26 protein-coding genes are annotated in these 26,529 nt (G+C 73.1%); 8 read left to right on the top strand and 18 right to left on the bottom strand.

Annotated features, from left to right (window positions below; translation table 11 throughout):
• Positions 1 to 40 precede the first annotated feature (40 nt).
• A complete protein-coding gene (locus ACIGA3_RS26620) occupies positions 41 to 709 on the top strand; it encodes an MOSC domain-containing protein (protein WP_399720346.1) in 669 nt (222 codons plus the stop codon).
• A 42-nt stretch (positions 710 to 751) separates the two neighbouring features.
• Complete coding sequence (locus ACIGA3_RS26615; RefSeq protein WP_399720343.1) at positions 752 to 1,525, top strand: SDR family NAD(P)-dependent oxidoreductase; 774 nt, start codon at positions 752 to 754, stop codon at positions 1,523 to 1,525.
• A gap of 115 nt (positions 1,526 to 1,640) precedes the next feature.
• Here ACIGA3_RS26615 and groL read toward each other — a convergent pair whose 3' ends face one another.
• The 4 genes from groL to ACIGA3_RS26595 form a co-directional block, all read right to left on the bottom strand.
• Positions 1,641 to 3,269 carry a chaperonin GroEL gene (gene groL / locus ACIGA3_RS26610; protein ID WP_399720341.1) on the bottom strand — a complete coding sequence of 543 codons (1,629 nt, stop codon included), beginning with the start codon at positions 3,267 to 3,269 and terminating at the stop codon, positions 1,641 to 1,643.
• Between the two features lie 118 nt (positions 3,270 to 3,387).
• Positions 3,388 to 3,696: a co-chaperone GroES gene (gene groES, locus ACIGA3_RS26605; protein ID WP_388996779.1), complete on the bottom strand. Its 309-nt coding sequence runs from the start codon at positions 3,694 to 3,696 to the stop codon at positions 3,388 to 3,390.
• A 284-nt stretch (positions 3,697 to 3,980) separates the two neighbouring features.
• Positions 3,981 to 4,802, bottom strand: coding sequence for a polysaccharide deacetylase family protein (locus ACIGA3_RS26600; protein ID WP_399720338.1), 822 nt, complete (start codon positions 4,800 to 4,802; stop codon positions 3,981 to 3,983).
• Positions 4,799 to 5,725 (bottom strand): polysaccharide deacetylase family protein, encoded by a 927-nt coding sequence (locus ACIGA3_RS26595; RefSeq protein ID WP_399720336.1) that lies wholly within the window; start codon positions 5,723 to 5,725, stop codon positions 4,799 to 4,801. The genes ACIGA3_RS26600 and ACIGA3_RS26595 overlap by 4 nt, the downstream gene beginning before the upstream one ends.
• Between ACIGA3_RS26595 and ACIGA3_RS26590 the strand changes: the two genes are divergently transcribed.
• Entirely contained in the window at positions 5,708 to 7,000 is a 1,293-nt protein-coding gene (locus tag ACIGA3_RS26590; protein WP_399720334.1) for a methyltransferase domain-containing protein, read from the top strand. The two genes, ACIGA3_RS26595 and ACIGA3_RS26590, sit on opposite strands and share 18 nt — an antisense overlap.
• Positions 7,001 to 7,026: 26 nt before the next feature.
• On the opposite strand, the gene ACIGA3_RS26585 is transcribed toward ACIGA3_RS26590, so the two are convergent.
• Positions 7,027 to 8,055, bottom strand: coding sequence for a LacI family DNA-binding transcriptional regulator (locus tag ACIGA3_RS26585; RefSeq protein ID WP_399720332.1), 1,029 nt, complete (start codon positions 8,053 to 8,055; stop codon positions 7,027 to 7,029).
• A 118-nt stretch (positions 8,056 to 8,173) separates the two neighbouring features.
• Here ACIGA3_RS26585 and ACIGA3_RS26580 point away from each other — a divergent pair, with 118 nt between their 5' ends.
• From ACIGA3_RS26580 to ACIGA3_RS26565, 4 genes are read left to right on the top strand one after another with little or no spacing between them, the layout of a single operon-like run.
• Entirely contained in the window at positions 8,174 to 9,481 is a 1,308-nt protein-coding gene (locus ACIGA3_RS26580; RefSeq protein WP_399720329.1) for an ABC transporter substrate-binding protein, read from the top strand.
• Complete coding sequence (locus ACIGA3_RS26575; protein WP_399720326.1) at positions 9,478 to 10,338, top strand: carbohydrate ABC transporter permease; 861 nt, start codon at positions 9,478 to 9,480, stop codon at positions 10,336 to 10,338. Before ACIGA3_RS26580 ends, ACIGA3_RS26575 begins: the two co-directional genes overlap by 4 nt.
• Before the next feature lie 4 nt (positions 10,339 to 10,342).
• On the top strand, positions 10,343 to 11,161 hold the full coding sequence (locus ACIGA3_RS26570; RefSeq protein WP_399720323.1) for a carbohydrate ABC transporter permease: 819 nt from the start codon (positions 10,343 to 10,345) through the stop codon (positions 11,159 to 11,161).
• A gap of 33 nt (positions 11,162 to 11,194) precedes the next feature.
• Positions 11,195 to 13,504, top strand: a complete 2,310-nt coding sequence (locus tag ACIGA3_RS26565) for a glycoside hydrolase family 3 N-terminal domain-containing protein (RefSeq protein WP_399720320.1) — start codon at positions 11,195 to 11,197, stop codon at positions 13,502 to 13,504.
• A 211-nt stretch (positions 13,505 to 13,715) separates the two neighbouring features.
• Here the strand turns inward: ACIGA3_RS26565 and ACIGA3_RS26560 are convergent, their stop codons facing one another.
• Genes ACIGA3_RS26560 through tsaB form a run of 4 tightly spaced genes read right to left on the bottom strand, consistent with a single transcriptional unit; the run spans position 13,716 to position 16,213 of the window.
• Entirely contained in the window at positions 13,716 to 13,970 is a 255-nt protein-coding gene (locus ACIGA3_RS26560) for a hypothetical protein (protein ID WP_399720318.1), read from the bottom strand.
• The gene (tsaD, locus tag ACIGA3_RS26555) at positions 13,967 to 15,064 is read right to left on the bottom strand and encodes a tRNA (adenosine(37)-N6)-threonylcarbamoyltransferase complex transferase subunit TsaD (RefSeq protein WP_399720315.1); all 1,098 of its coding nucleotides are present in this window, start codon (positions 15,062 to 15,064) and stop codon (positions 13,967 to 13,969) included. Before tsaD ends, ACIGA3_RS26560 begins: the two co-directional genes overlap by 4 nt.
• Entirely contained in the window at positions 15,057 to 15,539 is a 483-nt protein-coding gene (rimI, locus tag ACIGA3_RS26550; RefSeq protein ID WP_399720513.1) for a ribosomal protein S18-alanine N-acetyltransferase, read from the bottom strand. Before rimI ends, tsaD begins: the two co-directional genes overlap by 8 nt.
• Before the next feature lie 17 nt (positions 15,540 to 15,556).
• Positions 15,557 to 16,213: a tRNA (adenosine(37)-N6)-threonylcarbamoyltransferase complex dimerization subunit type 1 TsaB gene (gene tsaB / locus ACIGA3_RS26545; protein WP_399720312.1), complete on the bottom strand. Its 657-nt coding sequence runs from the start codon at positions 16,211 to 16,213 to the stop codon at positions 15,557 to 15,559.
• Positions 16,214 to 16,344: 131 nt separating this feature from the next.
• On the opposite strand from tsaB, the gene ACIGA3_RS26540 reads away from it, so the two are divergent.
• Positions 16,345 to 16,902 carry a hypothetical protein gene (locus ACIGA3_RS26540; protein WP_399720309.1) on the top strand — a complete coding sequence of 186 codons (558 nt, stop codon included), beginning with the start codon at positions 16,345 to 16,347 and terminating at the stop codon, positions 16,900 to 16,902.
• A 16-nt stretch (positions 16,903 to 16,918) separates the two neighbouring features.
• Here ACIGA3_RS26540 and ACIGA3_RS26535 read toward each other — a convergent pair whose 3' ends face one another.
• From ACIGA3_RS26535 to ACIGA3_RS26495, 9 genes are all read right to left on the bottom strand, one after another.
• Positions 16,919 to 17,092 carry a hypothetical protein gene (locus ACIGA3_RS26535; RefSeq protein ID WP_399720306.1) on the bottom strand — a complete coding sequence of 58 codons (174 nt, stop codon included), beginning with the start codon at positions 17,090 to 17,092 and terminating at the stop codon, positions 16,919 to 16,921.
• A gap of 128 nt (positions 17,093 to 17,220) precedes the next feature.
• Entirely contained in the window at positions 17,221 to 17,742 is a 522-nt protein-coding gene (gene tsaE, locus ACIGA3_RS26530) for a tRNA (adenosine(37)-N6)-threonylcarbamoyltransferase complex ATPase subunit type 1 TsaE (RefSeq protein ID WP_399720303.1), read from the bottom strand.
• Complete coding sequence (locus ACIGA3_RS26525; protein ID WP_399720301.1) at positions 17,699 to 18,949, bottom strand: alpha/beta fold hydrolase; 1,251 nt, start codon at positions 18,947 to 18,949, stop codon at positions 17,699 to 17,701. The genes tsaE and ACIGA3_RS26525 overlap by 44 nt, the downstream gene beginning before the upstream one ends.
• Positions 18,950 to 19,036: 87 nt before the next feature.
• Positions 19,037 to 20,203 carry an alanine racemase gene (gene alr / locus ACIGA3_RS26520; RefSeq protein ID WP_399720298.1) on the bottom strand — a complete coding sequence of 389 codons (1,167 nt, stop codon included), beginning with the start codon at positions 20,201 to 20,203 and terminating at the stop codon, positions 19,037 to 19,039.
• Between the two features lie 82 nt (positions 20,204 to 20,285).
• A complete protein-coding gene (locus ACIGA3_RS26515; RefSeq protein ID WP_399720295.1) occupies positions 20,286 to 21,719 on the bottom strand; it encodes an NAD(P)H-hydrate dehydratase in 1,434 nt (477 codons plus the stop codon).
• Positions 21,720 to 21,765: 46 nt separating this feature from the next.
• A complete protein-coding gene (locus tag ACIGA3_RS26510) occupies positions 21,766 to 22,137 on the bottom strand; it encodes a holo-ACP synthase (protein WP_217461876.1) in 372 nt (123 codons plus the stop codon).
• A gap of 23 nt (positions 22,138 to 22,160) precedes the next feature.
• A complete protein-coding gene (gene glmS, locus ACIGA3_RS26505) occupies positions 22,161 to 24,008 on the bottom strand; it encodes a glutamine--fructose-6-phosphate transaminase (isomerizing) (protein WP_399720292.1) in 1,848 nt (615 codons plus the stop codon).
• A gap of 146 nt (positions 24,009 to 24,154) precedes the next feature.
• The gene (locus ACIGA3_RS26500; RefSeq protein WP_399720290.1) at positions 24,155 to 25,366 is read right to left on the bottom strand and encodes an acyltransferase family protein; all 1,212 of its coding nucleotides are present in this window, start codon (positions 25,364 to 25,366) and stop codon (positions 24,155 to 24,157) included.
• Between the two features lie 208 nt (positions 25,367 to 25,574).
• Positions 25,575 to 26,363: a hypothetical protein gene (locus ACIGA3_RS26495; protein ID WP_399720288.1), complete on the bottom strand. Its 789-nt coding sequence runs from the start codon at positions 26,361 to 26,363 to the stop codon at positions 25,575 to 25,577.
• Between the last annotated feature and the right edge of the window lie 166 nt (positions 26,364 to 26,529).

Below are 26,529 nucleotides of genomic sequence, written 5' to 3'. Positions count from 1 at the left end.
CGCGTCGACGCTTTGGGGAACGGTCACGTACCGTGCGCGCATGAAGCTTCTCTCCGTCAATCTGGGGCGACCCCGCGCGGTGCCGTACACCGACCAGGCCGCGGGGGTGACGGGCATCGACAAGCGCCCCGTCGACGGGCCGGTGCGGGTGGCGGCGCCGGGGCCGAAGGGGGTCGGCGGCAGCGGGCTGGCCGGGGACGCGGTGTGCGAGCTGCGCCATCACGGCGGGGACGACCAGGCGGTGTACGCGTTCGCGCGCGAGGACCTGGACGAGTGGGAACGCGAGCTGGGCCGGCCGCTGGGCAACGGCTTCTTCGGCGAGAACCTCACCACGGCCGGGCTGGACGTGTGCGGCGCGCTGATCGGCGAACGCTGGCGGATCGGTTCCGGGGTGGTGCTGGAGGTGACGTCGGGGCGGATTCCGTGCCGTACGTTCCAGGGCCACATGGCCGAGCGGGGCTGGGTGAAGAGGTTCACCCGGAAGGGCGTCACGGGTGCCTACCTGCGGGTGATCGAGCCGGGCGAGATACGGGCGGGCGACGCGGTGGAGATCGTGCACCGCCCGGACCACGGGGTGACGGCTGCGACGCAGTTCCGCGCGGTGACCACCGAGCGCGAGCTGCTGCCGTCGCTGCTCGCGGCGGGCGACGCCCTGCACGGCGAGACGCTGGCCAGGGTCCACAAGTACCTGGCGGAGCAGGCACGCTGAGCAGCCGTCACGACGGACCGGAGGCCGCCCTACTCTTGGGCCATGACAACGGCTCTGATTACGGGATCGACCGCGGGCATCGGCGCCGCGTTCGCGCGGCGGCTGGCGGCGGACGGGCACGACCTGGTGCTGGTGGCGCGCGACACGGCGCGGCTGCGGGAGCAGGCGACCGAGTTGCACGACCGGCACGGCATCGAGGCGGAGGTGCTGACCGCCGACCTCGCCGAGGACAAGGGCATCGAGACGGTGGCCGAGCGGCTCGGTGACCGCCGGCACCCGGTCGATCTGCTGGTCAACAACGCCGGGTTCGGCAACAAGGGCCGCTATCTCGACGTCTCCATGGCCGACGAGCTGAAGATGATCAAGGTGCACTGCGAGGCGGTGCTCCGGCTGACGTCGGCGGCGGCGGAGGCGATGCGGGAGCGCGGGCGCGGCGGGGTGGTGAACGTCGCCTCGGTGGCGGCCTTCGTCCCGCGCGGCACGTACGGCGCCTCGAAGGCGTGGGTCGTGCAGTTCACCCAGGGCGCGGCGAAGGACCTGGCGGGCAGCGGGGTCCGGCTGATGGCGCTGTGCCCCGGCTTCGTGCGGACCGAGTTCCACGAGCGGGCCGGGATGGGTACGGACAACATCCCCGGCTGGATGTGGCTGGACGCCGACAAGCTGGTCGCCGAGGCGCTGACCGACCTCGCGCGCGGCAAGACCGTCTCCATCCCCGACCCCCGCTACAAGGCCCTGATGGGCCTGGCGAAGGTGGCACCCCGGGGCCTGCTGGGCGGGATCAGCGCCCGCACGGGCCGCAAGTACGGGCCGCGCTGACGGAGGTTGGCCCGGGTCGCCGCCCCGGCCGACGTCATCCCAGTACCGCGGACAGCACTTCGCCCCGCCGGGAGAACCCGACGGGGCGAAGTCGGTGGCCCGAGGGGCCGGTGTGTCAGTGGGAGTGACCGTGGCTGTGGCCGTGGCCCGCCGCGGACTCCTCCTCTTCCTTCTTCTCGACGACCAGGGTCTCGGTCGTGAGGAGGAGGGAGGCGATGGAGGCGGCGTTCTCCAGGGCGGAGCGGGTGACCTTGACCGGGTCGATGACGCCGGCCTTGACCAGGTCGCCGTACTCGCCGGTCGCGGCGTTGTAGCCGTGGCCCTTCTCCAGGTCCTTGACCTTGGAGACGATGACGTAGCCCTCCTGGCCGGCGTTCTCGCCGATCCAGCGCAGCGGCTCGACGACCGCGTTGCGGACGACGCTCACACCGGTGGCCTCGTCGCCGGTCTTGCCGAGACCGTCCTGGAGGACCTTCGCGGCGTGCACCAGCGCGGAGCCACCACCGGAGACGATGCCCTCCTCGACCGCGGCGCGGGTCGCGGAGATGGCGTCCTCCAGACGGTGCTTCTTCTCCTTCAGCTCCACCTCGGTGGCGGCGCCGACCTTGATCACGCACACGCCGCCGGCCAGCTTGGCGAGGCGCTCCTGGAGCTTCTCGCGGTCCCAGTCGGAGTCGGTGTTCTCGATCTCGGCCTTGATCTGCCCGATGCGGCCCTGCACGTCGGCGGAGTCGCCGCCACCCTCGACGATGGTGGTGTCGTCCTTGGTGACGGTCACGCGGCGGGCGGAACCGAGCACGTCCAGGCCGGCCTGGTCGAGCTTGAGGCCGACCTCCTCGGAGATGACCGTGGCGCCGGTGAGGGCGGCCATGTCCTGGAGCATCGCCTTGCGACGGTCGCCGAAGCCGGGGGCCTTCACCGCGACGGCGTTGAAGGTGCCACGGATCTTGTTGACCACCAGGGTCGACAGGGCCTCGCCCTCGACGTCCTCGGCGATGATCAGCAGCGGCCGGGAGGCGTTGGTCTGGATGATCTTCTCGAGCAGCGGGAGCAGCTCGGTGATCGAGGAGATCTTGCCCTGGTTGATCAGGATGTACGGGTCGTCGAGGACGGCCTCCATACGCTCCTGGTCGGTGACGAAGTACGGGGACAGGTAGCCCTTGTCGAAGGCCATGCCCTCGGTGAAGTCCAGCTCCAGACCGAAGGTGTTGGACTCCTCGACGGTGATGACACCGTCCTTGCCGACCTTGTCCATGGCCTCGGCGATCAGCTCGCCGACCTGCTGGTCCTGGGCGGACAGCGCGGCGACGGCGGCGATGTCGGACTTCTCGTCGATCGGGCGGGCCGAGGCGAGCAGCTCCTCGGAGATCGCCTTGACCGCGGCGTCGATGCCCTTCTTCAGGGCGGCCGGGGACGCGCCGGCGGCGACGTTCTTCAGACCCTCGCGGACCAGCGCCTGCGCGAGCACGGTGGCGGTGGTGGTGCCGTCACCCGCGATGTCGTTGGTCTTGGTCGCCACCTCCTTCACCAGCTGGGCGCCGAGGTTCTCGAACGGGTCCTCGATCTCGACCTCACGGGCGATCGTGACACCGTCGTTGGTGATGGTGGGCGCGCCGAACTTCTTGTCGATGACGACGTTGCGGCCACGGGGGCCGATCGTCACCTTCACCGTGTCGGCAAGCTTGTTGACGCCGCGCTCAAGGGCGCGACGGGCGTCCTCGTCGAACTTCAGTGTCTTCGCCATGACAGCGGGAGCCCTCTCGGAAAATCTGGGTGGATGTGCCTGCGCCCCTGGACGCCCGGCTTCTTTAACGGTCGCGGGAACCAGGGGCGCAGTGGTGAAGCAGATGCTTCGGGGTGAACTACTTCTCGATGACCGCGAGAACGTCGCGGGCCGAGAGGACGAGGTACTCGTCGCCGTTGTACTTCACCTCGGTGCCGCCGTACTTGCTGTACAGCACGATGTCGCCGACCTTGACGTCGAGCGGCAGGCGCTCGCCGTTCTCGAAGCGGCCCGGACCGACGGCGAGGACGGCGCCCTCCTGGGGCTTCTCCTTCGCGGTGTCCGGGATGACCAGGCCAGAGGCCGTGGTCTGCTCGGCGTCCAGCGGCTGGACCACGATGCGGTCCTCGAGCGGCTTGATGGCAACCTTGGAGCTGGTGGTCGTCACGATCCGACCTCCCCCTTCTGAGAATTCACGGGGTTGACTGTCTGAGGTGGCGACCAGGTCGATCCGTCGTCGCGGGTGCCGGATCTGCCCGTCGCTTTGTTGGCACTCTCATGTGCCGAGTGCCAGTGCCGAGACTATGACCGGGGTTAGCACTCGGTCAAGCGGAGTGCCAATTGCCGTGCGGCGCGTCGGCGTCGGGTACCTGTTTGGCGTGCCTTCACTGTGCTGTTGGTCCGCTTGCCCCGCCTCGTCCTCGAACGCCGGACGGGCTGGACGGGCTGGACTTACAGGTAGTCCTCCAGGTTTCCCACCGTCAGGGCCCGTTCCTGGACCTCCCTCAGCACGCGGGCTGTGCGCCCGGCAAGGCCGCCCTCGCGCTCCGGGGTGACGCGGATGATGTCGCCGGGGGCCAGGCGCTCGGGGCCGCCGGTGTAGGCGAGGCCGTCCCGTGTGGTCCCGGCGCGCCAGCGGACGAGGGCGGTGATGCCGCAGTCGGCGGCCGCGCGCAGGGTGGTGGTGTCGTACGCGGCCGCACGCGGGCGCAGCAGCCGGGGGCGGGTGCCCAGGCGGGCGGCGAGGCGGCCCTGGCGGGCGCACAGTTCGTCCCGCTGGCGGGCGCGGGACAGTCCGGGCAGGACCGGGCGGCGCGGGAGGCGGCCGCCGACGGTGACGCCCGCCGCGAGGAGCCGGGCGGGGCGGCCGGGGCCGAGGCCGTCGGGGGTCGTGAAGACGGTGACCGGCAGGCGCAGTTCGCCGATCAGCCCGGTCAGGCTCCGGTCGTGTACGGCCGCGTCGTCGTAGGTGAGGAAGACGACGCGGTCGGTGGTGGCGATGCGGTCCACCACGCCGGCGTGGCCGAGCGTGCGGGTGGCCAGGGGGCGGGCCAGGTGGCGGGGCGGGGCGGCGAGCGGGGTCGCCAGGCCCCAGCGGCGGTAGGCGCGTTCGGGGGCCGGGGCCGAGCGGCGGACGCCCTCCGCGGCCTTCTTGCCGAGGCGTTCGATGGGGTCGACCGACTGGGCGCAGCCGGTGAGCAGCAGCACGGCCGAGGCGAGCGCGACGGCCCGCGCCGTAAGGTGGCCGCGGGCCGGCCGCGCCCGGCGCTTCACAGGTAGTCCTCCAGGCGTGCCACGGCGTATCCCTCGCGGGTGACCTTGTCGAGGAAGCGGCGCATGTCGTCGACCATCGTGCCGTCCCACTCGTCGGTGCCCCGGAAGTGGGTGAGGACGATGTCGCCGCGGCGCAGCCGCCTGTCGTCCTCGCGGTACTCCCAGTGGTCGACGAAGACCTCCTCGTTCCAGATCGGCGCGTACTTGATGCCGCAGGACTTGGCGGCGCGCAGGGTGTCCTGGTTGTAGTCGCCGTAGGGCGGGCGCAGGACCTCGGGGCGCTTGCCGTACTGCTTCTCCATGATGTCCTGCATGCCGCAGATCTCCCGCCGCTGCTGCTCGTAGGAAAGGCCGGGCAGATAGGGGTGGGTCAGGGTGTGGTTGTCGAGCGTGTTGCCGTACGACTGGCTCTTGCGGAAGTAGCCGTAGTCGTCCTTCACCAGGTAGTCGCTGAGGAAGGCGGTGTACGGGACCTTCAGCTCGCGCATCATCGAGAGGAACCGGGGGTCTTTCTCGGCGCCGTCGTCGATCGTGAGGAAGACGATCTTCTTGTCGGTGGGGACGGTGGTGAAGACCGGGGGCAGGTTCTCGTCCTCCTGGTGGTCCACCTCGAAGCCGTCGCGGGCGGTGATCCTCGGCTTGACCTTCGGCGGGGCCGGGGCCGTGAGCGGGACCTGGTCGAGCCGCCACTTACGGGCCGCTGCCACCATGCGCCGCTGCTCCGCGAAGCGGGCCGAGGCGGCGTCAGGGGCCTTGGCGGGGCCTCCCTGCCCGGCGGGAGCGGAGCCGGAGGAGCCGGAGTCCGCGCAGCCGGTGAGAGCGGCGGCGGTGGCCAGGGCGGCGACCGAGCAACGGACGGCCAGGGACCGGGACCCGGCCCGAAACCCGGCCCGGGATTTGTCATTTTGTACTACATGTCGCATGGTGCCGGATCTTGGCAGGCACCGGCGCCGATCCCGGCCCGACACCGCCGCCGGAGGCGCGCGGTCCACCGACTGGCCCACAATGAGCCGGTGAACGACCAGCTCTCCGCCCTCCAGGGATTCCACGCGCTGCGCACCGACGAGGGCCGGGCCCTCCTCGACGAGGTGCGCGGCACCGCGCCGGCCGACGAACTCGCCGTGGCCACCCGGCTGCGCCGCACCCACCCGGCAGGACTGGTGTCGGCCGCGCTCGGCCAGGCCCGGCTGCGACAGCGGGCCGCTGCCAAGTTCGGGGCCGAGGACGCGGACCGGATGTTCTTCACCCCGAACGGCGTCGAGCAGTCGACGCGGGCCACCGTGGCGACGTACCGCGCGGAGCGGATGCGGGCGCTCGGCATCACCTCGGTGGCCGACCTGTGCTGCGGGATCGGCGGCGACGCCCTCGCGCTGGCCCGCGCCGGAATCCGGGTGCTCGCGGTGGACCGGGACCCGCTGACGGCGGCCGTGGCGCGCGCCAACGCCGAGGTGCTGGGCCTCGGCGACCTGATCGAGGTGCGCGAGGCCGATGTCACCGAGGTGGACACCGCCGGGTACGACGCGGTGTTCGTGGACCCCGCCCGGCGCGGCGGACGCGGCCGCATCTTCGACCCGGAGGCGTACTCCCCGCCCCTGTCCTGGGCCGTGGCCACCGCGCTCGCCGCGCCCCGCGCCGCCCTGAAGATCGCCCCCGGCATCCCGCACGAGGCGGTGCCCGCCGAGGCCGAGGCCGAGTGGATCTCGGACGGGGGCGATGTGAAGGAGGCCGTGCTGTGGTTCGGCACCGGCGCGCCGGGCGGTGTCCGCGCCACCCTGCTGCCGGGCCCCCGCACCCTTCAGGGCCGGGGCCTGCCCGACCCGGCGGTCCGCCCGCCCGGCCGGTACCTGTACGAGCCGGACGGCGCCGTGATCCGGGCCCACCTGGTCGCGGAGGTCGCCGAGGAGCTGGACGGCGGCCTGCTGGACGAGACGATCGCGTACATCACCGCCGACGGACTCCGCCCGACCCCGTACGCCTCTGCCTACGAGATCACCGACCGGATGCCGTTCAACGTGAAGAAGCTGAAGGCGCTGCTGCGGGAGCGCGGGGTGGGCACGCTGACCGTGAAGAAGCGCGGCTCGGCGGTCGAGCCGGAGGAACTGCGCCGCAAGGTCAAGCCGCAGGGCCCCCACTCGGCGACGGTGTTCATGACCCGCGTGGCGGGCGCCCCGACCATGCTGATCGGGCACCCGGCGTAGGCCCTTCGAAAGTTTCGCCACGCCCCCTAGGGAGCCGGCGCCGCCGTGCTCGACCGCACCACCAGGCTGGTCGCCAGCTCCAGCCGGGTGGTCGTACGCTCCCGTTCCCCGCGCCCCAGCTCCAGCACCAGCCGGGCGGCCGCCTCGGCCATCTCGGTCAGCGGCTGGCGCACGGTGGTCAGCGGCGGCCCCACCCAGCGGGCGACGGGCAGATCGTCGAAGCCGACCACGCTCACGTCCTCCGGGACGCGCAGCCCCAGCTCGCGGGCGGCCTCGTACAGGCCGAGCGCCTGGAGGTCGTTGCCCGCGAAGACGGCCGTGGGCCGGTCCGGGCGGCCGAGCAGGTCGAGGCCGAGGCGGTGGCCGGACTCGTGGTGGAAGTCGCCCTCCCGGATCAGCGCCGGGTCGGCGGGCAGCCCGGCGGTCTCCAGCGCCGAGCGGTAGCCGTCGAGGCGGGCGCGGGCGCACATCATGCGGGAGGGGCCGCCGATCGCGCCGATCCGGGTGTGGCCGAGGTCGATCAGATGCCGGGTGGCGGCGAGTCCGCCCTGCCAGTTGGTGGCGCCGACCGAGGGGACGTCGGCCCCCGGATCGCCCGCCGGGTCCATCACCACGAAGGGCACCGAACGGCTGGTCAGCAGGGCCCGCTGGGACTCGTCGAGCCCGGACAGCACCAGGATCACCCCGTGCGGGCGGCGCCCGGCCACCTGGTCGGCCCAGGTGCGGCCGGGGGTCAGGCGCCCGGCGCTCTCGGAGAGGACCACGCTCAGCCCCGCGTCGCGGGCCACGTTCTCCACGCCCCGGATGACCTCCATCGCCCAGGCGCTCTCCAGCTCGTGGAAGACCAGGTCGATCAGCGGCGAGCGGGTGACCTCGGCCCGCCTGCGCCGGTAGCCGTGGGTGCGCAGCAGCTCCTCGACGCGGGTGCGGGTGGCCGCCGCCACGTCGGCCCGGCCGTTGAGCACCTTCGAAACAGTCGGAGCCGACACCCCGGCCTCTCGGGCGATCTCGGCGAGCGTGGCGCTCCGCTTCGCTGCGGTCTTCGACGGTTCCATGGCCGTGATCGTAGCTCTGCGCGACCTCTTGACGAACCCTCAGGACGGCCTTACGTTCCCGGAACATTCGAGTTGCCGCTCGAAACTTTCGGTCGCGATCGTGAGGGGTGCCCGGCACATGGAGACCTACAGCAGACGCTGGTTCCTCGGCGCGGGCGCCACCGCCCTCGTCTCGGCCGCCGGGCTGACCGCCTGCGGCTCCGGCGGGCCCGGCGGCTCGGACGGCACCCTCACGGCGTTCGTGTACGGCGACGACGCGGCGAAGGTGCAGGCGAAGGCGGTCTCCCGGTTCAACGGCTCGGCGGCGGCCCGCGAGACCAAGGGCAGCCTCCGGCTGGAGAAGGTGCCCGGCGCGGAGTACCCGGCCAAGCTGCGTACCGCGATGGGCTCGCCCAACGCCCCCGACGTGTTCTTCAACTGGGGCGGCGGCTCCATCAAGGCGTACCAGGAGGCCGGCCAGGTCCTCGACCTCACCGGCACCATCGCCGGTGACCCGGTGCTGAAGAACGGCTTCCTGCCCTCCGTCCTCGCCGCCGGGGCGCTCGGCGGCCGGGAGTACGGCATCCCGATGCGCGGCATGCAGCCGGTGATCCTCTTCTACAACAAGACCCTGTTCGCCGAGCACGGCCTGAAGCCGCCCGCCACCTGGGACCAGCTCCTCGACAACAACGCGAAGCTGAGGAAGGCCGGGATCACCCCCTTCGCCCTCGGCGGCGCGGACATCTGGCCCGAACTCATGTGGCTGGAGTACCTGGTGGACCGGATCGGCGGCCCGAAGGTGTTCGACCGGATCAAGAACGGCGACGCGGCCGGCTGGGGCGACCCCGCTGTGCTGGCGGCCGCCCGGACGGTGCGGGAACTCGTCGGCGACGGCGCCTTCGGCAAGGGCTTCAGCTCGGTGGCGTACACCAACGGCGGGGCGCCTGCCGCCCTCGCCAAGGGCCGGGCCGCCATGCATCTGATGGGGTCCTGGGAGTACTCCACCCAGCTCGGCAAGTTCCCGGACTTCGCCCGCAAGCACCTGGGCTGGTGCCCGTTCCCGGAGTTCGACGGCGGCGCCGGCGACATCCGCAACGTGGTCGGCAACCCCACCAACTACTGGTCGGTGAACACCCGTACCCGGAACAAGGACACCGCGCTCGCCTTCCTGCGCACCTGCGCCTCGGACACCTACGCCCGCGAGCTGATCGCCAACGGGGACGTGCCCGCCACCGCGAACGCCGACAAGCTGCTGGACGCCTCCCCCAGCCCCGAGTTCGCCCGCTTCCAGTACCGGATGGTCCGCGAGGCCCCCGCCTTCACGCTGAGCTGGGACCAGGCGGTCGACCCGGACGCGGCCACGCCGATGCTCACCGAGGTCAACAAGCTGTTCGTCGGCAAGTCGTCGCCGGAGGCGTTCGTGGCGGCGCTGAAGAAGCTGAAGTGAGCGCCGGCAGAGGCGCCGGACGCCCGCACCCGTCCTGGGCGCTGCCCGCCGTGCTGTTCTTCGGCTTCTTCGCCCTGGTCCCTATGGCCCTGGCGTTCGGCCTGTCCTTCACCACCTGGAACGGCCTGGGCGAGCCGCGCCCGGCCGGACTCGCCAACTGGCATGCCCTGCTGACCGACGGCCGGCTGACCCGCTCGCTGGCCGTCACCGTCCTGCTGACCGTGGTGAGCTGCGCCTTCCAGACGACCGCCGCCCTGCTCCTCGGGGTGTGGGCGGCGGGCCCGCAGCGCAACCGGGCCGTGCTGTCGGCCATCTTCTTCGTACCGTTCCTGCTCTCCTCGACCGCGGTCTCGCTGCTCTTCTACGCCCTGCTCGACCCCAACTTCGGCATCGTGCCCGGCGACACCCTCGGCACGACCTCCGGAGCCTTCCTCGCCCTCGTCTTCGTCGGCGGCTGGCAGTTCATCCCCTTCCACACCCTCATCTACCAGGGCGGCGCCCGGCAGATCCCCGAGGTCCTCTACCAGGCGGCGGCGATCGACGGCGCCGGACGCCTGCGCCGGTTCCGCTCCATCACCCTGCCCCAGCTCCGCAACACCGCGGCCACCTCCGGTGTGCTGATGGTCGTCGGCTCGCTGACCTACTTCGAGACCGTCCTGATCCTCACCCAGGGCGGTCCGGGCACCGACACCGCGATCCTGCCGTACCTGATGTACGAGGCGGGCTTCAAGGCTTATGACTTCGGCTACGCGAGCGCCATCGCGTCCTTCCTGGTCGTGGCCGCCACCGCGCTGTCGCTGCTGCTGGTCCGGGTGACCGGCTTCGGCGCCATGCGCAGCACCCGGGAAGGGATGTGACGCCGTGACCCGTCCGGCCAACCCGCTGGCGGGCCTGGGCGCGGTGGTCTGGCTCGCCGTCGTCCTCGTCCCGGTCTACGTCATGGTCTCGGTGTCCGTGACCCGCCAGGACGAGGCGCTCGGCGCGAACGCCCTCCGGCCGCCGCGCCACCCCACCCTCGCCAACTACGGCACCGTGCTGGCGGGCGGCTTCGGCCACTTCCTGGCCAACACCGTGCTGGTCGCGGCGGTGGTGGTGGGCATCGTCCTGGTGCTGTGCGTCCCGCTGGCGTACGTGGCCGTGCGCACCCGCGGCTTCTGGTCGGGCGGGGCCTTCCGGCTGTTCCTGCTGGGCGTGGCCGTCCCCGCGCAGGCCGTGGTGGTCCCGCTCTACCTGATGATCACCAAGCTGCATCTGTACGACAGCCTGCTCGCCGTAGCGCTGCCGACCGCGGCCTTCGCCATGCCGGTGTCGGTGCTGGTGCTCACCGGCACCCTGCGGGACATCCCCGAGGAGCTGTACGAGGCGATGGCCCTGGACGGCGCGTCCCCGGCGCGGATGCTGTTCCGGCTCGTCGTGCCCCTGGCCAGGGGCGGCATCGGCACCGTGGTCGTCTACGCGTCCCTCCAGGCGTGGAACGGCTTCCTCTTCCCGCTGATCTTCACCCAGTCCGAGGACAGCCGGGTGCTGACCCTGGGCCTGTTCACCTTCGTCAGCCAGTTCGGCGTGGACATCCCCGCCCTGCTCGCCTCGGTCGTCCTCTCCGGCATCCCCGTGTTCGCCGTCTACCTGGTGGCCCGGCGCACCCTGGTCGGCGGCCTGATGGGCGCGGGCGGCAAGTGACCCCCTCCGTACGACCCTCCCGACTGGAGCTCCATGACCACCACCGCCGCCTGGCGTGATCCCGCCCTGCCCGCCGCCGAACGCGTCGAGGACCTGCTGTCCCGGATGACGCTGCGGGAGAAGACCGCCCAGCTGTACGGCGTCTGGGTGGGCGCCGGTCCGGACGGCGGTGAAGTCGCCCCGCTGCAGAGCGAGATGAGCGCGGTGCCGGACTGGGACGAGCTGATCGCGCACGGCCTCGGCCAGCTCACCCGCTCCTTCGGCACCGCCCCGGTCGACCCCGGGCGGGGCGCCCGCGCGCTCGCCGCCGCCCAGCGCCGGATCGCCGCCGCGAACCGCTTCGGCATCCCGGCGCTCGCCCACGAGGAGTGCCTCGCGGGGTTCACCGCCTGGGGTGCGACCGCCTACCCGGTGCCGCTCGCCTGGGGCGCCTCCTTCGACCCGGCGCTGGTGGCCGAGGTGGGCGCCCGCATCGGCCGGGACCTGCGCTCGGCCGGCGTCCACCAGGGTCTCGCCCCGGTGCTTGACGTCGTCCGCGATCCGCGCTGGGGCCGGGTGGAGGAGACCATAGGCGAGGACCCGTACCTGGTCGGCACGGTCGGCGCCGCCTACGTTCGCGGCCTGGAGTCGGCCGGGATCGTGGCCACGCTCAAGCACTTCGCCGGGTACGCGGCCTCGGCGGGCGCCCGCAATCTCGCCCCGGTGCGGGCGGGCGCGCGGGAGCTGGCGGACGTGACGCTGCCGCCGTTCGAGCTGGCGCTGCGCGAGGGCGGGGCCCGGTCGGTGATGGCGGCGTACACCGAGACCGACGGGGTGCCCGCCTCGGCCGACGCCCGGCTGCTGACCGGGGTGCTGCGCGAGGAGTGGGGCTTCACCGGCACGGTGGTCGCGGACTACTTCGGCGTCGGCTTCCTGCGCACCCAGCACCGGCTGGCCGGGGACCGCGCCGGGGCGGCCCACCTGGCGCTGGCGGCGGGCGTGGACGTGGAGCTGCCCACCGTGGACTGCTACGGAACTCCGCTGGTGGACGCCGTCCAGGCGGGCCGCGTCCCGGAGGCCCTGGTGGACCGGGCGGCCCGCCGGGTGCTGCTCCAGAAGTGCGAGCTGGGCCTGCTGGACCCCGACTGGCGCCCGGAGCCGGCGGGTCCCGTCGTCCTGGACTCCCCCGAGGGGCGGGCGCTGGCCCGGAGGCTGGCGGAGGAGTCGGTGATCCTGCTGGAGAACCCGGCGGGGCTGCTCCCCCTCGCACCGGGCGCCCGGATCGCGGTGGTCGGGCCGCGCGCGGCGGACCCGCTGGCCATGCTCGGCTGCTACTCCTTCCCGGCGCACGTCCTCCCCCATCACCCCGGTGTCGAGCCGGGCATCGCGATCCCGGCCGTGCTGGAGGCGCTGCGGGCCGAACTCCCGGATGCGGAGGTCACGTTCACGCAGGGGTGCGGGGTGTCGGACACGGACACCTCCGGGTTCGCCGGGGCGGTGGCCCGCGCGGCGGAGGCCGATGTGTGCGTGGCGGTGCTCGGCGACCGGGCGGGCCTGTTCGGGCGCGGCACCTCCGGCGAGGGGTGCGACGCGGCCGACCTGCGGCTGCCGGGGGTCCAGGGCGAGCTGCTGGACGCGCTGGTGGCGACCGGTACGCCGGTGGTGCTGGTGCTGCTCACCGGGCGCCCCTACGCGCTGGGCCGCTGGTCGGGGCGGCTCGGCGCGGTGGTGCAGGCGTTCTTCCCCGGCGAGGAGGGCGGCCCGGCGCTGGCCGGGGTCCTGACGGGCCGGGTGAACCCCTCCGGGCGCCTGCCGGTGAGCGTGCCTCGCGGGCCGGGCGGCCAGCCGTGGACCTACCTCCAGCCGCCGCTGGGCCTGGCGAGCGAGGTCAGCAGCCTGGACCCGACCCCGCTGCACCCCTTCGGCCACGGCCTGTCGTACACGGCATTCGCCTGGACGGACTTCGGCGCGGCGGAGGCGGAGACCGGCACCGACGGCTCGTACGACCTCGCGGTGACCGTACGCAACACCGGGGAGCAGGCGGGGGCGGAGGTGGTGCAGCTCTATCTGCACGACCCGGTGGCCTCGGTGACCCGGCCGGACGTACGGCTGGTCGGCTATCAGCGGGTGGAGCTGGCGCCCGGCGAGGCCAGCCGGGTCACCTTCGCCTTCCACGCCGACCTCGCGTCCTTCACCGGGGCCCCGGGGGTACGGGTGGTCGAGCCGGGCCTGCTGGAGCTGCGGCTCGGCCCGTCCAGCACCGAGGTCCGGCACACCACACGGCTGCGGCTGACGGGGCCGGTGCGGGAGGCCGGACCGGGGCGGGTGCTGCGCTGCGGGACCACGGTGGCACCGGCGGGGTGAGCCGGGAACGGCGAAGGCCGCCCCGGTCGAAACCGGAGCGGCCTTCTGATCTGAGCGCTGGGCAGGTCTTGCACCTGCATTTCCCCGCAGGAAGCGGGGCGTCTTGACTTGGACCACCAACGCGCGGCGTTCGTACCGGAGTTGTTCCGGCCGTTCGCTGTGTGATGATCATAACCAGAGATCACCGACGCGCGCCACTCCAGCTCGCGGATCAGTCCGCGACGGGCTCGAACCGCCACCGGTGCACCGGCCGGGACACCAGCCCGGTGTCCGGCGCGGGCAGTTCCGGCACGTCCGCGTCGTAGGCCGCGTCCCACCAGGTGATGACCAGCACCCGGTCGCCCGGCGCGCGGAAGGTCTCGCGGCGCAGCGGGCGCGTGGCCAGTTCCTGCGCGCGGGCCCAGTCCAGCAGCTCCCCGCCCCGGCCCTCGGCGGCCCGCGCCTCCCACATCAGGGCGACGGTCATGAGTAGAGGTTCTCCTTGCTGACCTCGTGCACATGGTCGTGGCTGTGGCCGGTGCCCGGCACATGCGGGTCGGTGACCGGCAGGGAGGAGTCGGCGGACAGGTCCCAGTCGGAGGCGGCCCGGTTGCGGGCGACCATCTCGGCGCCGAGCGCGGCGACCATCGCGCCGTTGTCCGTGCACAGCTTGGGGCGCGGCACGCGCAGCCGGATACCGGCCGCCTCGCAGCGCTCCTGGGCCAGCGCGCGCAGCCGGGAGTTGGCCGCGACACCGCCGCCGATCATCAGGTGGTCGACGCCCTCGTCCTTGCAGGCGCGCACCGCCTTGCGGGTCAGCACGTCCACCACGGCCTCCTGGAAGGACGCGGCCACATCACGCACCGGCACCTCCTCGCCCGCCGCGCGCTTGGCCTCGATCCAGCGGGCCACGGCGGTCTTCAGGCCGGAGAAGGAGAAGTCGTACGCGGGGTCGCGGGGGCCGCTCAGGCCGCGCGGGAAGGCGATGGCCTTCGGGTCGCCCTCGCGGGCGTAGCGGTCGATGACCGGGCCGCCGGGGAAGCCCAGGTTCAGCACGCGGGCGATCTTGTCGAACGCCTCACCGGCCGCGTCGTCGATGGTGGCGCCCATCGGCCGCACGTCGGAGGTGATGTCCGAGGACAGCAGCAGCGAGGAGTGCCCGCCGGAGACCAGCAGCGCCATGGTCGGCTCGGGCAGCGGGCCGTGCTCCAGCTGGTCCACGCAGATGTGCGACGCCAGATGGTTCACACCGTAAAGAGGCTTGCCGAGGGCGTAGGCGTACGCCTTGGCCGCCGAGACGCCGACCAGCAGGGCGCCCGCGAGGCCGGGACCGGCGGTGACGGCGATGCCGTCGAGGTCGCGGGCGGTGACGCCCGCCTCCTTCAGCGCGCGTTCGATGGTCGGGACCATCGCCTCCAGATGCGCGCGGGACGCCACCTCGGGCACGACACCGCCGAAGCGGGCATGCTCCTCGACGCTGGAGGCGACCGCGTCGGCGAGCAGGGTGGTGCCGCGCACGATGCCGACGCCGGTCTCGTCGCAGGAGGTCTCGATGCCGAGGACGAGAGGTTCGTCAGCCATTGATCTCGGTTCCTTGTACGTCTTCCAGCGAGGAAGAGGGGTCGGTCAGGCGCATCACCAGGGCGTCCACATTGCCCGGCTGGTAGTAGCCGCGCCGGAAGCCGATGGGGGCGAAGCCGAAGCGCTCGTAGAGCTTCTGGGCGCGGGTGTTGTCCACCCGGCACTCCAGCATCACCTCGGCGCACTCGAAGGCGGTCGCGGCCCGCAGCAGCTCGGTCAGCAGCCGGGCGCCGAGGCCGGTGCCCTGCTGGTCACGGGCGACGGCGATGGTCTGCACGTCACCGAGGTCGCCCGAGGAGGCGAGCCCGGCGTACCCGACGAGCCGGCCGTCGTTCTCGGCGACGAGGTAGCGGCGGGTGGCGCCGTCGCCCCGGGCGTGGGCCAGCTCGGACCAGAACATGCCCCGCGACCAGGCGTCCTCGGGGAAGAGGTCCTTCTCGAGCCCCAGGACCCGGTCGATGTCCCACCAGCGCATCTCGCGCAGCTGCGCGGTCACTTGGGGGTGACCACCTTGTAGTTCTTGGGCACCTGGGCGTCGGGCCTGCGCAGGTACAGCGGGCGGGGCTCCGGCAGCTCCTCCCCCGCGGCCAGCTTCCCGGCGGCCAGCGAGGCGAGCGCGGCGGCGGACACATGCTCGGGCTCGTGGGCGTCGGGGAAGGTGTCCGGGTAGAGCAGCGCGCCCGCGCCCACGGCGGGCAGCCCCGCGACGCGCTCGGCGATGTCGGCCGGGCGGTCCACGGCCGGGCCGGTGAGCCGGGTGCGGGAGTCGGCGTACGTCGCCCAGTAGACCTCCTTGCGCCGGGCGTCGGTCGCCACGACGAAGGGGCCCTTCTCGATGTCGGCCGCGTAGGCCAGGCCGTCCAGGGTGCACACGCCGTGCACGGGGACGCCGAGGGCGAGCCCGAAGGTGTCGGCGGTCATCAGGCCGACCCGCAGACCGGTGTAGGGGCCGGGGCCGGTGCCGACGACGATGCCGGTGACGGCGTCCAGCCCCAGCCCGGCGGCGGCGAGCACGCGGTCGACGGCGGGCAGCAGCAGCTCTCCGTGGCGGCGGGCGTCCACCTGGCTCGACGAGGCGACGACGTCCGTCCCGTCGTGCAGGGCGACGGTGACGGCGGGGGTGGCGGTATCCAGAGCGAGCAGAAGCACGCGAACAGCCTACGGCGCCGACGGCTCGCGCACGGCCGTCCCGGTCGGACCGTCACTGACTGCTACGGTCTGTATGAAGTACGACATATTCCGCGAACCGTACGGGTCGGTACGAGGCAGAGGTGGCGCACGTGGCAGGGACCAGCTCGGGGATCGTGGCCGGACTCACCGCGGTGGCCGTCGGCACCGTCGGCCTCCTCGCCTACCAGGCCCACGCGGACGTCCCGGCGAGCCTGCGCGCCCCCTCGGCGAGCGCCTCCCCCTCGGTGGCCGTCACCAAGGCCCCGCGCGACCGCCGCCACCCCACGGCCCTGCCGGCGAACTCCGGCAAGGGCGAGCGGGTCGTGTACTCGGTCGACGACGACCGCGTCTGGCTGGTGGACGACCACGGCCGCGTCCGGCGCACCTTCGGCGTCCACCCCGGCGGCGTCGACCCCGCCCCCGGCTCCTACTGGGTCACCTCGCGCTCCAACGCCATCACCGGCAGCGACGGCCTCCCGGTCGAACACGTCGTCCGCTTCACCACGGTCGACGGCGTGACGATCGGCTTCAGCGCCGCCACCCGCAACGAAAACGAACCCGCCGAACCCGGCTCCTCGCGCACCGGCGGCATCCGCGAAACCCGCCCGGACGGCAACGCCATGTGGCAGTTCGCCACGATCGGGGTGCCGGTGGTGGTGATCCGCTGACGCGAGGGCGCGCCGCTCAGGCCGCCTCGCGGTGGTCCGGGGTGCATGCGGCGGGGGCCGGTGCCGGGGGTGGGGTGGAGATCGCTTCTGCCGCCGCGCAGGATGCCAGGAGGTCGCGCATGGGGATCTGCGGGGCCGCCTCGGCGAGCGGCGTGCGCTCGGGGCCGGCCGTGGGACGCGGGACGGACATGGGGCGCCTCCTGAGCTGCGGGGGCGGGCGGAGTTAGGTATGCCTAACCACGGGCTGAGTACCATGTGACCACGCCCGGTACGTCCCGCGCAATACGATTCCGACACCCTGTCGGGATATCGGCGCCCTCAGCCCGCGAGCGAGTCCAGGTCCGCCTTCGCCCAGCGGTCGCCGAGGCCGGTCAGGGTGACGTGGCGGACCTCGTCGGTGGTGTCGCCGACCGCGCGGTGGATGAGGATCTCCAGCCGGTCGTCGGTCAGTTCCTCGACCTTGCCCTCGCCCCACTCCACGACGATCACCGACTCGGGCAGGGACACGTCGAGATCGAGGTCCTCCATGTCGTCGAGCCCGCCGGAGAGACGGTAGGCGTCGACGTGGACCAGCGGTGGGCCGTCGACCAGCGAGGGGTGGACCCGCGCGATCACGAAGGTCGGCGAGGTGACCGCGCCGCGCACCCCGAGACCCTCGCCGAGCCCCCGGGTCAGCGTCGTCTTGCCCGCGCCCAGCTCCCCGGTGAGCATCACCAGGTCGCCCGCGCGCAGCAGCCCGGCCAGTTTCAGGCCCAGCTCCCGCATCTGCTCGGGGGAGGTGACGGTGAGCCGGGTCTCAGCCGGGTTGTGCGGTGCCGCTGCCGCTGGTGCCTCTTCCATAACCGCTTACGGTAGCCCCTGCCGGGACCGCGCCCGCGCGGGTGAGCAGGTCGGCGAGGCGGTCGGTGACGACCTCGGGATGCTCCAGCATCACCAGGTGCCCGGCGTCCGGCACGAGCACCAGCTCGGCGTCGGGGAGCAGGTCCGCGATGGCCTCGCTGTGCTCGCTCGGGGTGACCAGGTCCCGCACCCCGGCCAGCACCAGCACCGGCATGTCCGCGAAGCAGGCCAGCGCCTCGGTCTTGTCGTGGTCGGTGAAGGCCGGGTAGAACTCCGCGACCACGTCGATCGGCGTGGACTCGATCATCCGCTCCGCGAACCGCCCGACCGCCGGGTCGATGTCCCGCCCCGCGAACGAGTACCGCTTGATGACCCCGGCGAACAGCTCGGCGGTGGCCCGGCGCCCCTTCTCCACCAGCTCCGCCTGCTGCCCCAGCGCCTTCAGCACGCCCGGCAGGAACCGGCGCACGGCGTTGACCCCGGCCACCGGCAGCCCGAAGTTGACCTCGCCGAGCCTGCCGGAGGAGGTGCCGACGAACGCGGTGGCGACGACCCGGTCCCGGATGTACTCCGGGTACTGCGCGGCCAGCGCCATCACCGTCATCCCGCCCATCGAGTGCCCCACCAGCACCACCGGCCCCTCGGGCACCGCCGCGTCCAGCACCGCCTTCAGGTCCCGGCCGAGCTGGTCGATGGTGACCGGCAGCCCGTCGCGGGTCTGGGCCACGCCCCGCCCGGACTCGCCGTGGCTGCGCTGGTCCCAGTGGACGGTGCGGACGACGCCGCGCAGGGCGGCCCGCTGGAAGTGCCAGGAGTCCTGGGCGAGGCAGTAGCCGTGGCAGAAGACGACGGTCACCGGGGCGGGCGCCTTGCGGCCGAAGAGCCTGCGGCGGCGCGGCGAGACGCTCGGGCCGGGGTCGGGGTCGATGTCGTCGACCTCGTAGTACAGCTCGGTGCCGTCGTCGGCGACGGCCCTGCCGGGGGTGCCGCGCAGGGTGCCGTAGGGGCCCGTGGAGTCCAGCGCCAGTACGGCCTTGCGGCGTATGTCGCGCCCGACCGTCATCCGCTCGATGGCCACCCCGGCCGCCGCGCCCGCGGCCAGGACGCCTATCGCGGCGCCGGCGAGGCCGGTCGCCTTGCGCCAGCCGCCGGACGCGGCCGTCGCGGCGACCGCGTCCACCACGGCCTCCGCACTGCTCTCGCTCACGTGCCGTTCCTCCTCGCCGTACTGCGGTCCGCCGGGCCGGTGCGCCCAGGGGCTACCGGACGGTAGCGTGCCCGGCCCCCGTACGGGTCATCCGCCCGTCTCGCCGTTCACATGGACGCGGGGCACGCGTGTGCCGATCCGGGTGACGATCTCGTACGCGATCGTCCCGCACACCTGCGCCCAGTCCTCGGCGGTGGGTTCGCCCCCGTCGCCCGGTCCGAACAGCACGGCCCGCGTGCCCGCCCCGGGCTCGTCGCCGCCGAGGTCGACCACGAACTGGTCCATCGCCACCCGCCCCGCGACGGTCCGCAGCTTGCCGTCGATCAGTACCGGCCCGCCGCCCGAGGCGTGCCGGGGGATGCCGTCGGCGTAGCCCAGCGGCACCAGGCCGAGGGTGGTCTCGCCGGGGGTGACGTAGTGGTGGCCGTAGCTGACGCCGTGGCCGCCCGGCACCCGCTTGACCAGCGCCAGCGACGCGCTCAGCGTCATCACCGGGCGCAGCCCGAAGTCGGCCGGGGTACCCAGCTCGGGGCTGGGCGAGATGCCGTACATGGCGATGCCGGTGCGGACCAGGTCGAAGTGGGTCTCCGGAAGGGTCAGCGTGGCCGGGGAGTTGGCGATGTGCCGCACCTCGGGGGCCACGCCCCGCTCCTCGGCGTGAGCCACCATCTCCCGGAACCGGGTCAGCTGGGCGGCGATGGAGGGGTGGCCGGGCTCGTCGGCACAGGCGAAGTGGGACCACAGGCCGGTGACCCGGATCAGCCCGGCGGCCTCGGCCTCCAGCGCCTCGGCGACCAGTTCGGGCCAGTCGTCGGGCTGGCAGCCGTTGCGGCCGAGGCCGGTGTCCGCCTTGAGCTGCACGCGCGCGGGACGGCCCGCCTCACGGGCGGCCGCGGTGACCTCGCGCAGCGCCCACATGCCGCTGACGGACACGTCGAGGTCGGCCTCGATCGCCTGCCGCCAGGGTCCGCCGGGTACCCAGAGCCAGCACATGATCCGGCCCGGCAGCCCGGCCGCGCGCAGCGCGAGCGCCTCCTCCGGGGTGGCCGTGCCCAGCCAGGTCGCCCCGGCGTCCAGGGCGGCGCGGGCGCACGGCACGGCGCCGTGGCCGTAGGCGTCCGACTTGACGACGGCCATCAGGTGCGCGCCCTCGGCACGGGCGCGCAGCGCCCGGACGTTGGCGCGCAGGGCACCCAGATCGATCTCGGCGCGGGCGCGCAGGGGCGCGGTCGGCACAGCAGAAGTCTCACTCATGGCGCCCCCAGTCTCTCAGAGGGCGTCGGCGGCCCCCGGCCGCACTCCTCGGTGATCCGCGCCGGCCGCGCCTGACCGCGCCTCAGTCCCGTACGACGTCCCGCCACGCCTCGGGAACCCGCTCGGCGATGTCCAGCGCGGCGATGGGAGCGCCCCGCGAGGCCAGGCGTCCGGCGAGGCCGTGGAGGTACGCGGCGACGCTGCCCGCGTCCAGCGCCGACAGGTGGGAGGCGAGCAGCGATCCGGCGAGCCCTGACAGCACGTCACCGCTGCCCGCGGTGGCCAGCCAGCCGGTGCCGGTGGAGTTGACCCGGACCGGGCCGCCGCCGGGGTCGGCCACCAGCGTGGTGGAGCCCTTCAGCAGCACCGTCGCCCGGTATTTCGCGGCCAGTTCCCGCACCGAGGCCAGCCGGGCCGCCTCGACCTCCTCGCGGCGTACCCCCAGCAGGGCGGCTGCTTCCCCGGCGTGAGGGGTCATCAGGGTCGGTGCGGTGCGCCCGCGTACGACGTCCCGGCCGGCGAGGCGCAGCCCGTCGGCGTCCAGCAGTACGGGCACGTCCGCGCCGAGCACCTTGGCCACGGTCGGGGCGTCCTCCCCGGCGCCGGGTCCCACCACCCACGCCTGCACCCGGCCCGCGTGATCGGGGCCCTGGTCGGAGACGAGGGTCTCGGGGAAGCGGGCGATGACCGCGTCCCCGGCGGGACCGACGTACCGTACGGCGCCCGCGCCGCCGCGCAGTGCGCCCGAGACGGCGAGGACGGCCGCGCCGGGGTAGCGCGCGGACCCGGCGGCGACGCCGAGCACCCCGCGCCGGTACTTGTCGCTCTCGGCGTCGGGCCGGGGCAGCAGCCGCGCCACGTCCTCGTGCTGGAGGGCCTGAAGCACCGGGTCCGGGGGCAGTTCGAGGCCGATCTCGATGAGGCGCACCGTCCCCGCGTACTCCCGGCCGGGGTCGATCAGCAGGCCGGGCTTGTACGCGCCGAAGGTGACGGTCAGGTCGGCGCGGACGGCGGAGCCGGACACCTCGCCGGTGTCCGCGTCGACCCCGCTGGGCAGGTCCACGGCGACGACCGCGGCCCGCGACCGCTCGGCGGCCGAGGCCAGCCGGGCGGCGTCGGGCCTGAGGCCCCCCTTGCCGCCGATGCCGACGACGCCGTCCACCACGAGGTCGGCCCGCTCGATCGCGCCGAGGGCCCGCTCGGGGCCGATGACGGCGCCGCCGGCCTGGCGCAGCGCGGCGAGGCCGCCCTGGTGGGCGCGGTCGGGCGAGAGGAGGACGGCGGTGACTCCGGCGCCGCGCCGGCGCAGCCGGGCTCCGGCGTACAGCGCGTCGCCGCCGTTGTCCCCGCTGCCGACGAGCAGCACCACCCGGCTGCCGTACACCCGCCCGAGGAACTCGGCGCAGGCGGCGGCCAGTCCGGCGGCCGCCCGCCCCATCAGGGTGCCCTCGGGCAGCCGGGCCATCAGGGCGCGCTCGGCGGCCCGTACCGTCTCCACGCTGTACGCAGTACGCATGGGTCCGAGTCTGCCCCCGAAGCGCGGGGAGGCGCACCCGGATGGTTCACGCCTCGGCGATGACCACGGCGGAGGCGACGCCCGCGTCATGGCTGAGCGAGACGTGCCAGGACCGCACCCCCAGCTCGGCCGCGCGCGCCGCGACGGTGCCCTTCACCCGCAGCCGGGGCTGCCCGCTGTCCTCGACGTACACCTCGGCGTCGGTCCAGAGCAGTCCGGCGGGCGCGCCCAGCGCCTTGGCGAGGGCCTCCTTGGCCGCGAACCGGGCCGCGAGCGAGGCGATCCCGCGCCGCTCCCCGCCCGGCAGCGTCAGCTCCCCCGCGACGAACAGCCGGGCGGCCAGATTGGGCGTACGCTCCAGCGCCGCCCGGAACCGGTCGATCTCGGCCACGTCGATCCCGACCCCGATGATGCTCATGCCGGGAGCCTACGGCCGTCCCCCTACTCGACCGTCACCGACTTCGCCAGGTTCCTCGGCTGGTCCACCTCGTTGCCGCGCGCGGTGGCCAGTTCGCAGGCGAACACCTGGAGCGGCACCGCGGAGACCAGCGGCTGGAGCAGGGTCGGCGTGGCCGGGATGCGGATCAGGTGGTCGGCGTACGGGACGACCGCCTCGTCGCCCTCCTCGGCGATGACGATGGTGCGGGCGCCCCGGGCGCGGATCTCCTGGATGTTGGAGACGATCTTGTCGTGCAGCACGGACCGGCCGCGCGGGGAGGGCACGATCACGACGACCGGCACGTCCTGCTCGATCAGCGCGATCGGGCCGTGCTTCAGCTCGCCCGCCGCGAAGCCCTCGGCGTGCATGTAGGCGAGTTCCTTGAGCTTGAGGGCGCCCTCCAGGGCGACGGGGTAGCCCACATGGCGGCCCAGGAAGAGGACCGTGTTCTTCCCGGCGAGGGAGCGGGCCAGCTCCCGTACCGGCTCCATGGTCTCCAGGACCCGGTCGACCGCGCCGGAGATGTGGGAGAGGTCCCGGATGACGTCCCCGATCTCGTCGCCCCACTTGGTGCCGCGCACCTGGCCCAGATAGAGGGCGACGAGGTAGCAGGCGACCAGCTGGGTCAGGAACGCCTTGGTGGAGGCGACGGCGACCTCGGGGCCGGCGTGCGTGTACAGCACGGCGTCGGACTCGCGCGGGATGGTCGAGCCGTTGGTGTTGCAGATGGCCAGCACCTTGGACCCCTGCTCACGGGCGTGCCTCAGCGCCATCAGGGTGTCCATGGTCTCGCCGGACTGGGAGATGGCGATGACCAGCGAACGCCCGTCCAGGATCGGGTCCCGGTAGCGGAACTCGCTCGCCAGCTCGACCTCGCAGGGGATGCGCGTCCAGTGCTCGATGGCGTACTTGGCGATCAGACCGGCGTGGAAGGCGGTGCCGCAGGCGACGATGACGACCTTGTCCACCTCGCGCAGCTCGGCGGCGCCGATGCGCACCTCGTCCAGGGTGAGCGAGCCGGAGGGGTCGATGCGGCCGAGGAGGGTGTCCGCGACGGCCTTCGGCTGCTCGGCGATCTCCTTGAGCATGAAGTAGTCGTAGCCGCCCTTCTCGGCCGCCGAGGCGTCCCAGTCCACGTGGTAGGCGCGGGTCTCGGCCGGGCTGCCGTCGAAGCCGGTCACCGTGACGCCCTCGCGGCGCAGCTCGACGACCTGGTCCTGGCCCAGCTCGATCGCCTCACGGGTGTGCGCGATGAACGCGGCCACGTCGGAGGCGAGGAACGCCTCGCCCTCGCCGACGCCCACCACCAGCGGGGAGTTGCGCCGGGCGCCCACCACCACGTCCGGCTCGTCGGCGTGCACCGCGACCAGGGTGAACGCGCCCTCCAGGCGGCGGCACACCATCCGCATCGCCTCCGCGAGGTCGGCGCTCGCGGAGAACTCCTCCGCCAGCAGATGCGCGACCACCTCGGTGTCCGTCTCCGAGGCCAGGTCGTGCCCCCGCTCGGCCAGTTCGGCGCGCAGCACGGCGAAGTTCTCGATGATGCCGTTGTGCACGACCGCGACCCGGCCCGCGTTGTCCAGGTGCGGGTGGGCGTTGGCGTCCGTCGGGCCGCCGTGGGTGGCCCAGCGGGTGTGCCCGATGCCGGTGGTGCCGGCCGGGAGCGGGCGTTCGCCCAGTTCCTTCTCCAGGTTGACCAGCTTCCCGGCCCGCTTCGCCGTGGCCAGTCCGCCGTCCGCGAGCACCGCGACACCCGCGGAGTCGTACCCCCGGTACTCCAGCCGCTTCAGCCCGGCCATCACCACATCGAGCGCCGACTGCGCCCCTACGTATCCCACGATTCCGCACATGTGCCGCAGCCTACGGTCCGTCAGCGATCGAAAACCGCCGCCGCGTGCCCGAAATCGGAAATTCCCACGGGGGTACGAAGCCCTGGTTGGCAAAAAAAAGGGGGGCACCGCGGGACGGCTGTCCCCGCGGTGCCCCCCCTTCCGGCTCAGCGCCTGCGCAGCGCCGGCGCCTCCAGGCCGAAGGAGGCGCTGTTCAGCCAGCGCCGCATGTACAGCGCGATCGGGCGCTCGACGAGCCGGTGCACCACGTAGGCCAGCAGGATCAGCGCGGCCGTCGTGGACAGGACCAGGAGGCGGGGGTCGACCCGGTCACCGAAGTGGTGGGCGACGGTCAGACCGATCACGTCGTGCAGCAGGTACAGCGGGAAGGTCATGGTTCCCGCGACGCTCAGCCAGCGCCACTGGATGCGGCTGGTCCAGCCGAGCGCGATCACGGCGATCAGCGCGTAGAAGCCCGTGATCGTCAGCACCAGCCAGCCACGCCACGGGTGCCAGGCGTCCCAGGCGATGCGGCCGCCGTGCGGGGTCAGGATGAAGTGCATCGAGAGCAGCCACGACATGAGGACGATCCCCCACAGCAGCGGGGTCGCCCGGAACCGGTACATCAGGTAGAAGGCCATGCCCGCGATGAAGAACGGCGCGGAGACCGGGTTGACCAGCACCGTCAGCAGCGGGAGGTGGGCGGCGGGCGCGAGCACCGCGGCGACCGTCCAGATGCCGCAGAAGACCGCCACGCGCGTGTAGGTGAGGCCCTTCCACACCACGATCGAGAAGGTCAGGTAGAAGCAGAGCTCGGGCCAGAGCGTCCAGTACACCGAGTCCAGGTTGTCCACACCGAGCGGCTTCTGGAGCATCGTGAGGTTGGCGAAGACCACGCGCGGGTTCGGGTGCCCCATCGGGGTGTCGAACAGGTAGATCACGGCCGCCGACACCAGCACGCCGATCCAGTACATCGGGTACAGCCGGGTGACCCGGGATATGAAGAAGTCCCGCGGGGACCGGCCCCACGCGCTCATGCAGATGACGAAGCCGCTGATCAGGAAGAACAGGTCGACGCCGAGCCGGCCGAAGGCCAGATAGCGGTGCGAGTCGGGGAAGATCGCCTGGTAGGGGCGCCCCCATATGTGCTCCATCGTCTCGGGCACCTGGCCGGTGAAGTGGAAGACCACCACCGCGACGGCCGCCAGGAACCGCAGCCCGTCCAGCGCGGCCAGCCGCTGCCCCTTGCCGCGAGCGCTCGGCGCGGCCTCCTTCGGCTCCGAGGGCGCCTGCGAAACCGGGACATGGACGGTGGTGGCCTCCTCAACGCGTCGCTCATCGGCCGTGGCGGCCACAGCCGTGCCATCCGTCTGGATCATCCATCCACCGTTTCAGTACCAGTCGCTGTGTTCGTGCTGTGCGGACTTAGGTTCACATGACACGTGAGCGGGAGGAAAGTTGTCCTGCCGTCTTCGGACAACCTCCGACGCCGCCCCACACGGCCCTCACACCTTCGCCCTCCGACGGCCGGCGCCGACCGACCCCGCCCACGGGGTACGAGCCCTCGCCGGCCCTCCGCTGGGCCGGTCAGCCCAGCTTGGCCACCTGCGCGGCGATGACGTCGGCCGGGACCTTGTAGTCCTTGCCCGCGGCCATCGCGGCCATGTTGATCGTGCTGAAGGTGGCCACCGTGGCGTCCTTGCGGACGACGACGACCTTGACCGGGGCCTTGACGCCCTCGTCGGCGGCCATGGTCAGGTTCACCGCGACACCTTCGTCCCCGCCCTGCGGTGCGGCGGCCGTGGCGACCTTGAGGAACCGGGTCTTCTCGCCGTCGACGGTGGCCGTGAAGCCGCCCGCGCACTTCTGCGCGGCCGCGCTCAGCCCCTTCAGGGCGGCCTCCGCGGCGCCGCCGTCGTAGGAGGCGAGCCCGATCAGCGTCTTGTTCACGTCGAGCGCGGCCAGCAGCGCGTCCTCGGGCTTGGTGCCGGGCGCCGGCTTCTTCGGCGTGCCGAGCCAGGACCGCTTCGCCGTCGACGCGGGCTCGCCCTGCGCCACGCCCGCATGGGCGCGGGCCAGCGGCAGGCACGCCTCGTTGTCGGCGGTGACCTTGTCCGGGGCGATGTCGTCGCCCGCCGGGAGCTTGGTGGTGACCTTGCCGCTCTTCACGTCCGACTGGGCGAGGGCGGCCTTCTCCAGCTCGGCGGCGGTCAGCGCCTTGGCCGCCGGGGCGGACGCGGCGGCGGACGAGCCGCCCTCGCCCTTGCCCTCGGCTCCCTTGTCCGCGTCGCCGGAGCCACCGCAGGCGGTGGCGAGCAGGGCCAGCGCGGCGGCGGACGCGGCGAGGGCGGTACGGCGGACGGCGGTGGCACTCACGTGAACGCTCTTCTCTTCGAACGGCGGACGACGTCCGCGACAGTTTCCCCGCGCTTTACGCACAGTTGTCACGCACATTACGCACAGCCGACGCACAGATGACGCGCAGATGATCATCGGGGCACCAGCCGGTACCCGACCGTGACGGCCGCGTGATCTTCGGTTC

This window comes from Streptomyces sp. NPDC085596 (assembly GCF_044541565.1).
Taxonomy (GTDB): domain Bacteria; phylum Actinomycetota; class Actinomycetes; order Streptomycetales; family Streptomycetaceae; genus Streptomyces.
This window is presented reverse-complemented; position numbering and strand designations above follow the sequence as displayed.

Bases quoted from the DNA above. Each gene is read 5' to 3' on its own strand.
- ACIGA3_RS26620 (WP_399720346.1), top strand. From the start codon at position 41: ATGAAGCTTCTCTCCGTCAATCTGGGGCGACCCCGCGCGGTGCCGTAC.
- ACIGA3_RS26615 (WP_399720343.1), top strand. From the start codon at position 752: ATGACAACGGCTCTGATTACGGGATCGACCGCGGGCATCGGCGCCGCG.
- groL (WP_399720341.1), bottom strand. From the start codon at position 3,269: ATGGCGAAGACACTGAAGTTCGACGAGGACGCCCGTCGCGCCCTTGAG.
- ACIGA3_RS26595 (WP_399720336.1), bottom strand. From the start codon at position 5,725: ATGCGACATGTAGTACAAAATGACAAATCCCGGGCCGGGTTTCGGGCC.
- ACIGA3_RS26585 (WP_399720332.1), bottom strand. From the start codon at position 8,055: ATGGAACCGTCGAAGACCGCAGCGAAGCGGAGCGCCACGCTCGCCGAG.
- ACIGA3_RS26580 (WP_399720329.1), top strand. From the start codon at position 8,174: ATGGAGACCTACAGCAGACGCTGGTTCCTCGGCGCGGGCGCCACCGCC.
- ACIGA3_RS26565 (WP_399720320.1), top strand. From the start codon at position 11,195: ATGACCACCACCGCCGCCTGGCGTGATCCCGCCCTGCCCGCCGCCGAA.
- ACIGA3_RS26560 (WP_399720318.1), bottom strand. From the start codon at position 13,970: ATGACCGTCGCCCTGATGTGGGAGGCGCGGGCCGCCGAGGGCCGGGGC.
- tsaD (WP_399720315.1), bottom strand. From the start codon at position 15,064: ATGGCTGACGAACCTCTCGTCCTCGGCATCGAGACCTCCTGCGACGAG.
- rimI (WP_399720513.1), bottom strand. From the start codon at position 15,539: ATGCGCTGGTGGGACATCGACCGGGTCCTGGGGCTCGAGAAGGACCTC.
- ACIGA3_RS26535 (WP_399720306.1), bottom strand. From the start codon at position 17,092: ATGTCCGTCCCGCGTCCCACGGCCGGCCCCGAGCGCACGCCGCTCGCC.
- tsaE (WP_399720303.1), bottom strand. From the start codon at position 17,742: ATGGAAGAGGCACCAGCGGCAGCGGCACCGCACAACCCGGCTGAGACC.
- alr (WP_399720298.1), bottom strand. From the start codon at position 20,203: ATGAGTGAGACTTCTGCTGTGCCGACCGCGCCCCTGCGCGCCCGCGCC.
- ACIGA3_RS26515 (WP_399720295.1), bottom strand. From the start codon at position 21,719: ATGCGTACTGCGTACAGCGTGGAGACGGTACGGGCCGCCGAGCGCGCC.
- ACIGA3_RS26510 (WP_217461876.1), bottom strand. From the start codon at position 22,137: ATGAGCATCATCGGGGTCGGGATCGACGTGGCCGAGATCGACCGGTTC.
- glmS (WP_399720292.1), bottom strand. From the start codon at position 24,008: ATGTGCGGAATCGTGGGATACGTAGGGGCGCAGTCGGCGCTCGATGTG.
- ACIGA3_RS26500 (WP_399720290.1), bottom strand. From the start codon at position 25,366: ATGATCCAGACGGATGGCACGGCTGTGGCCGCCACGGCCGATGAGCGA.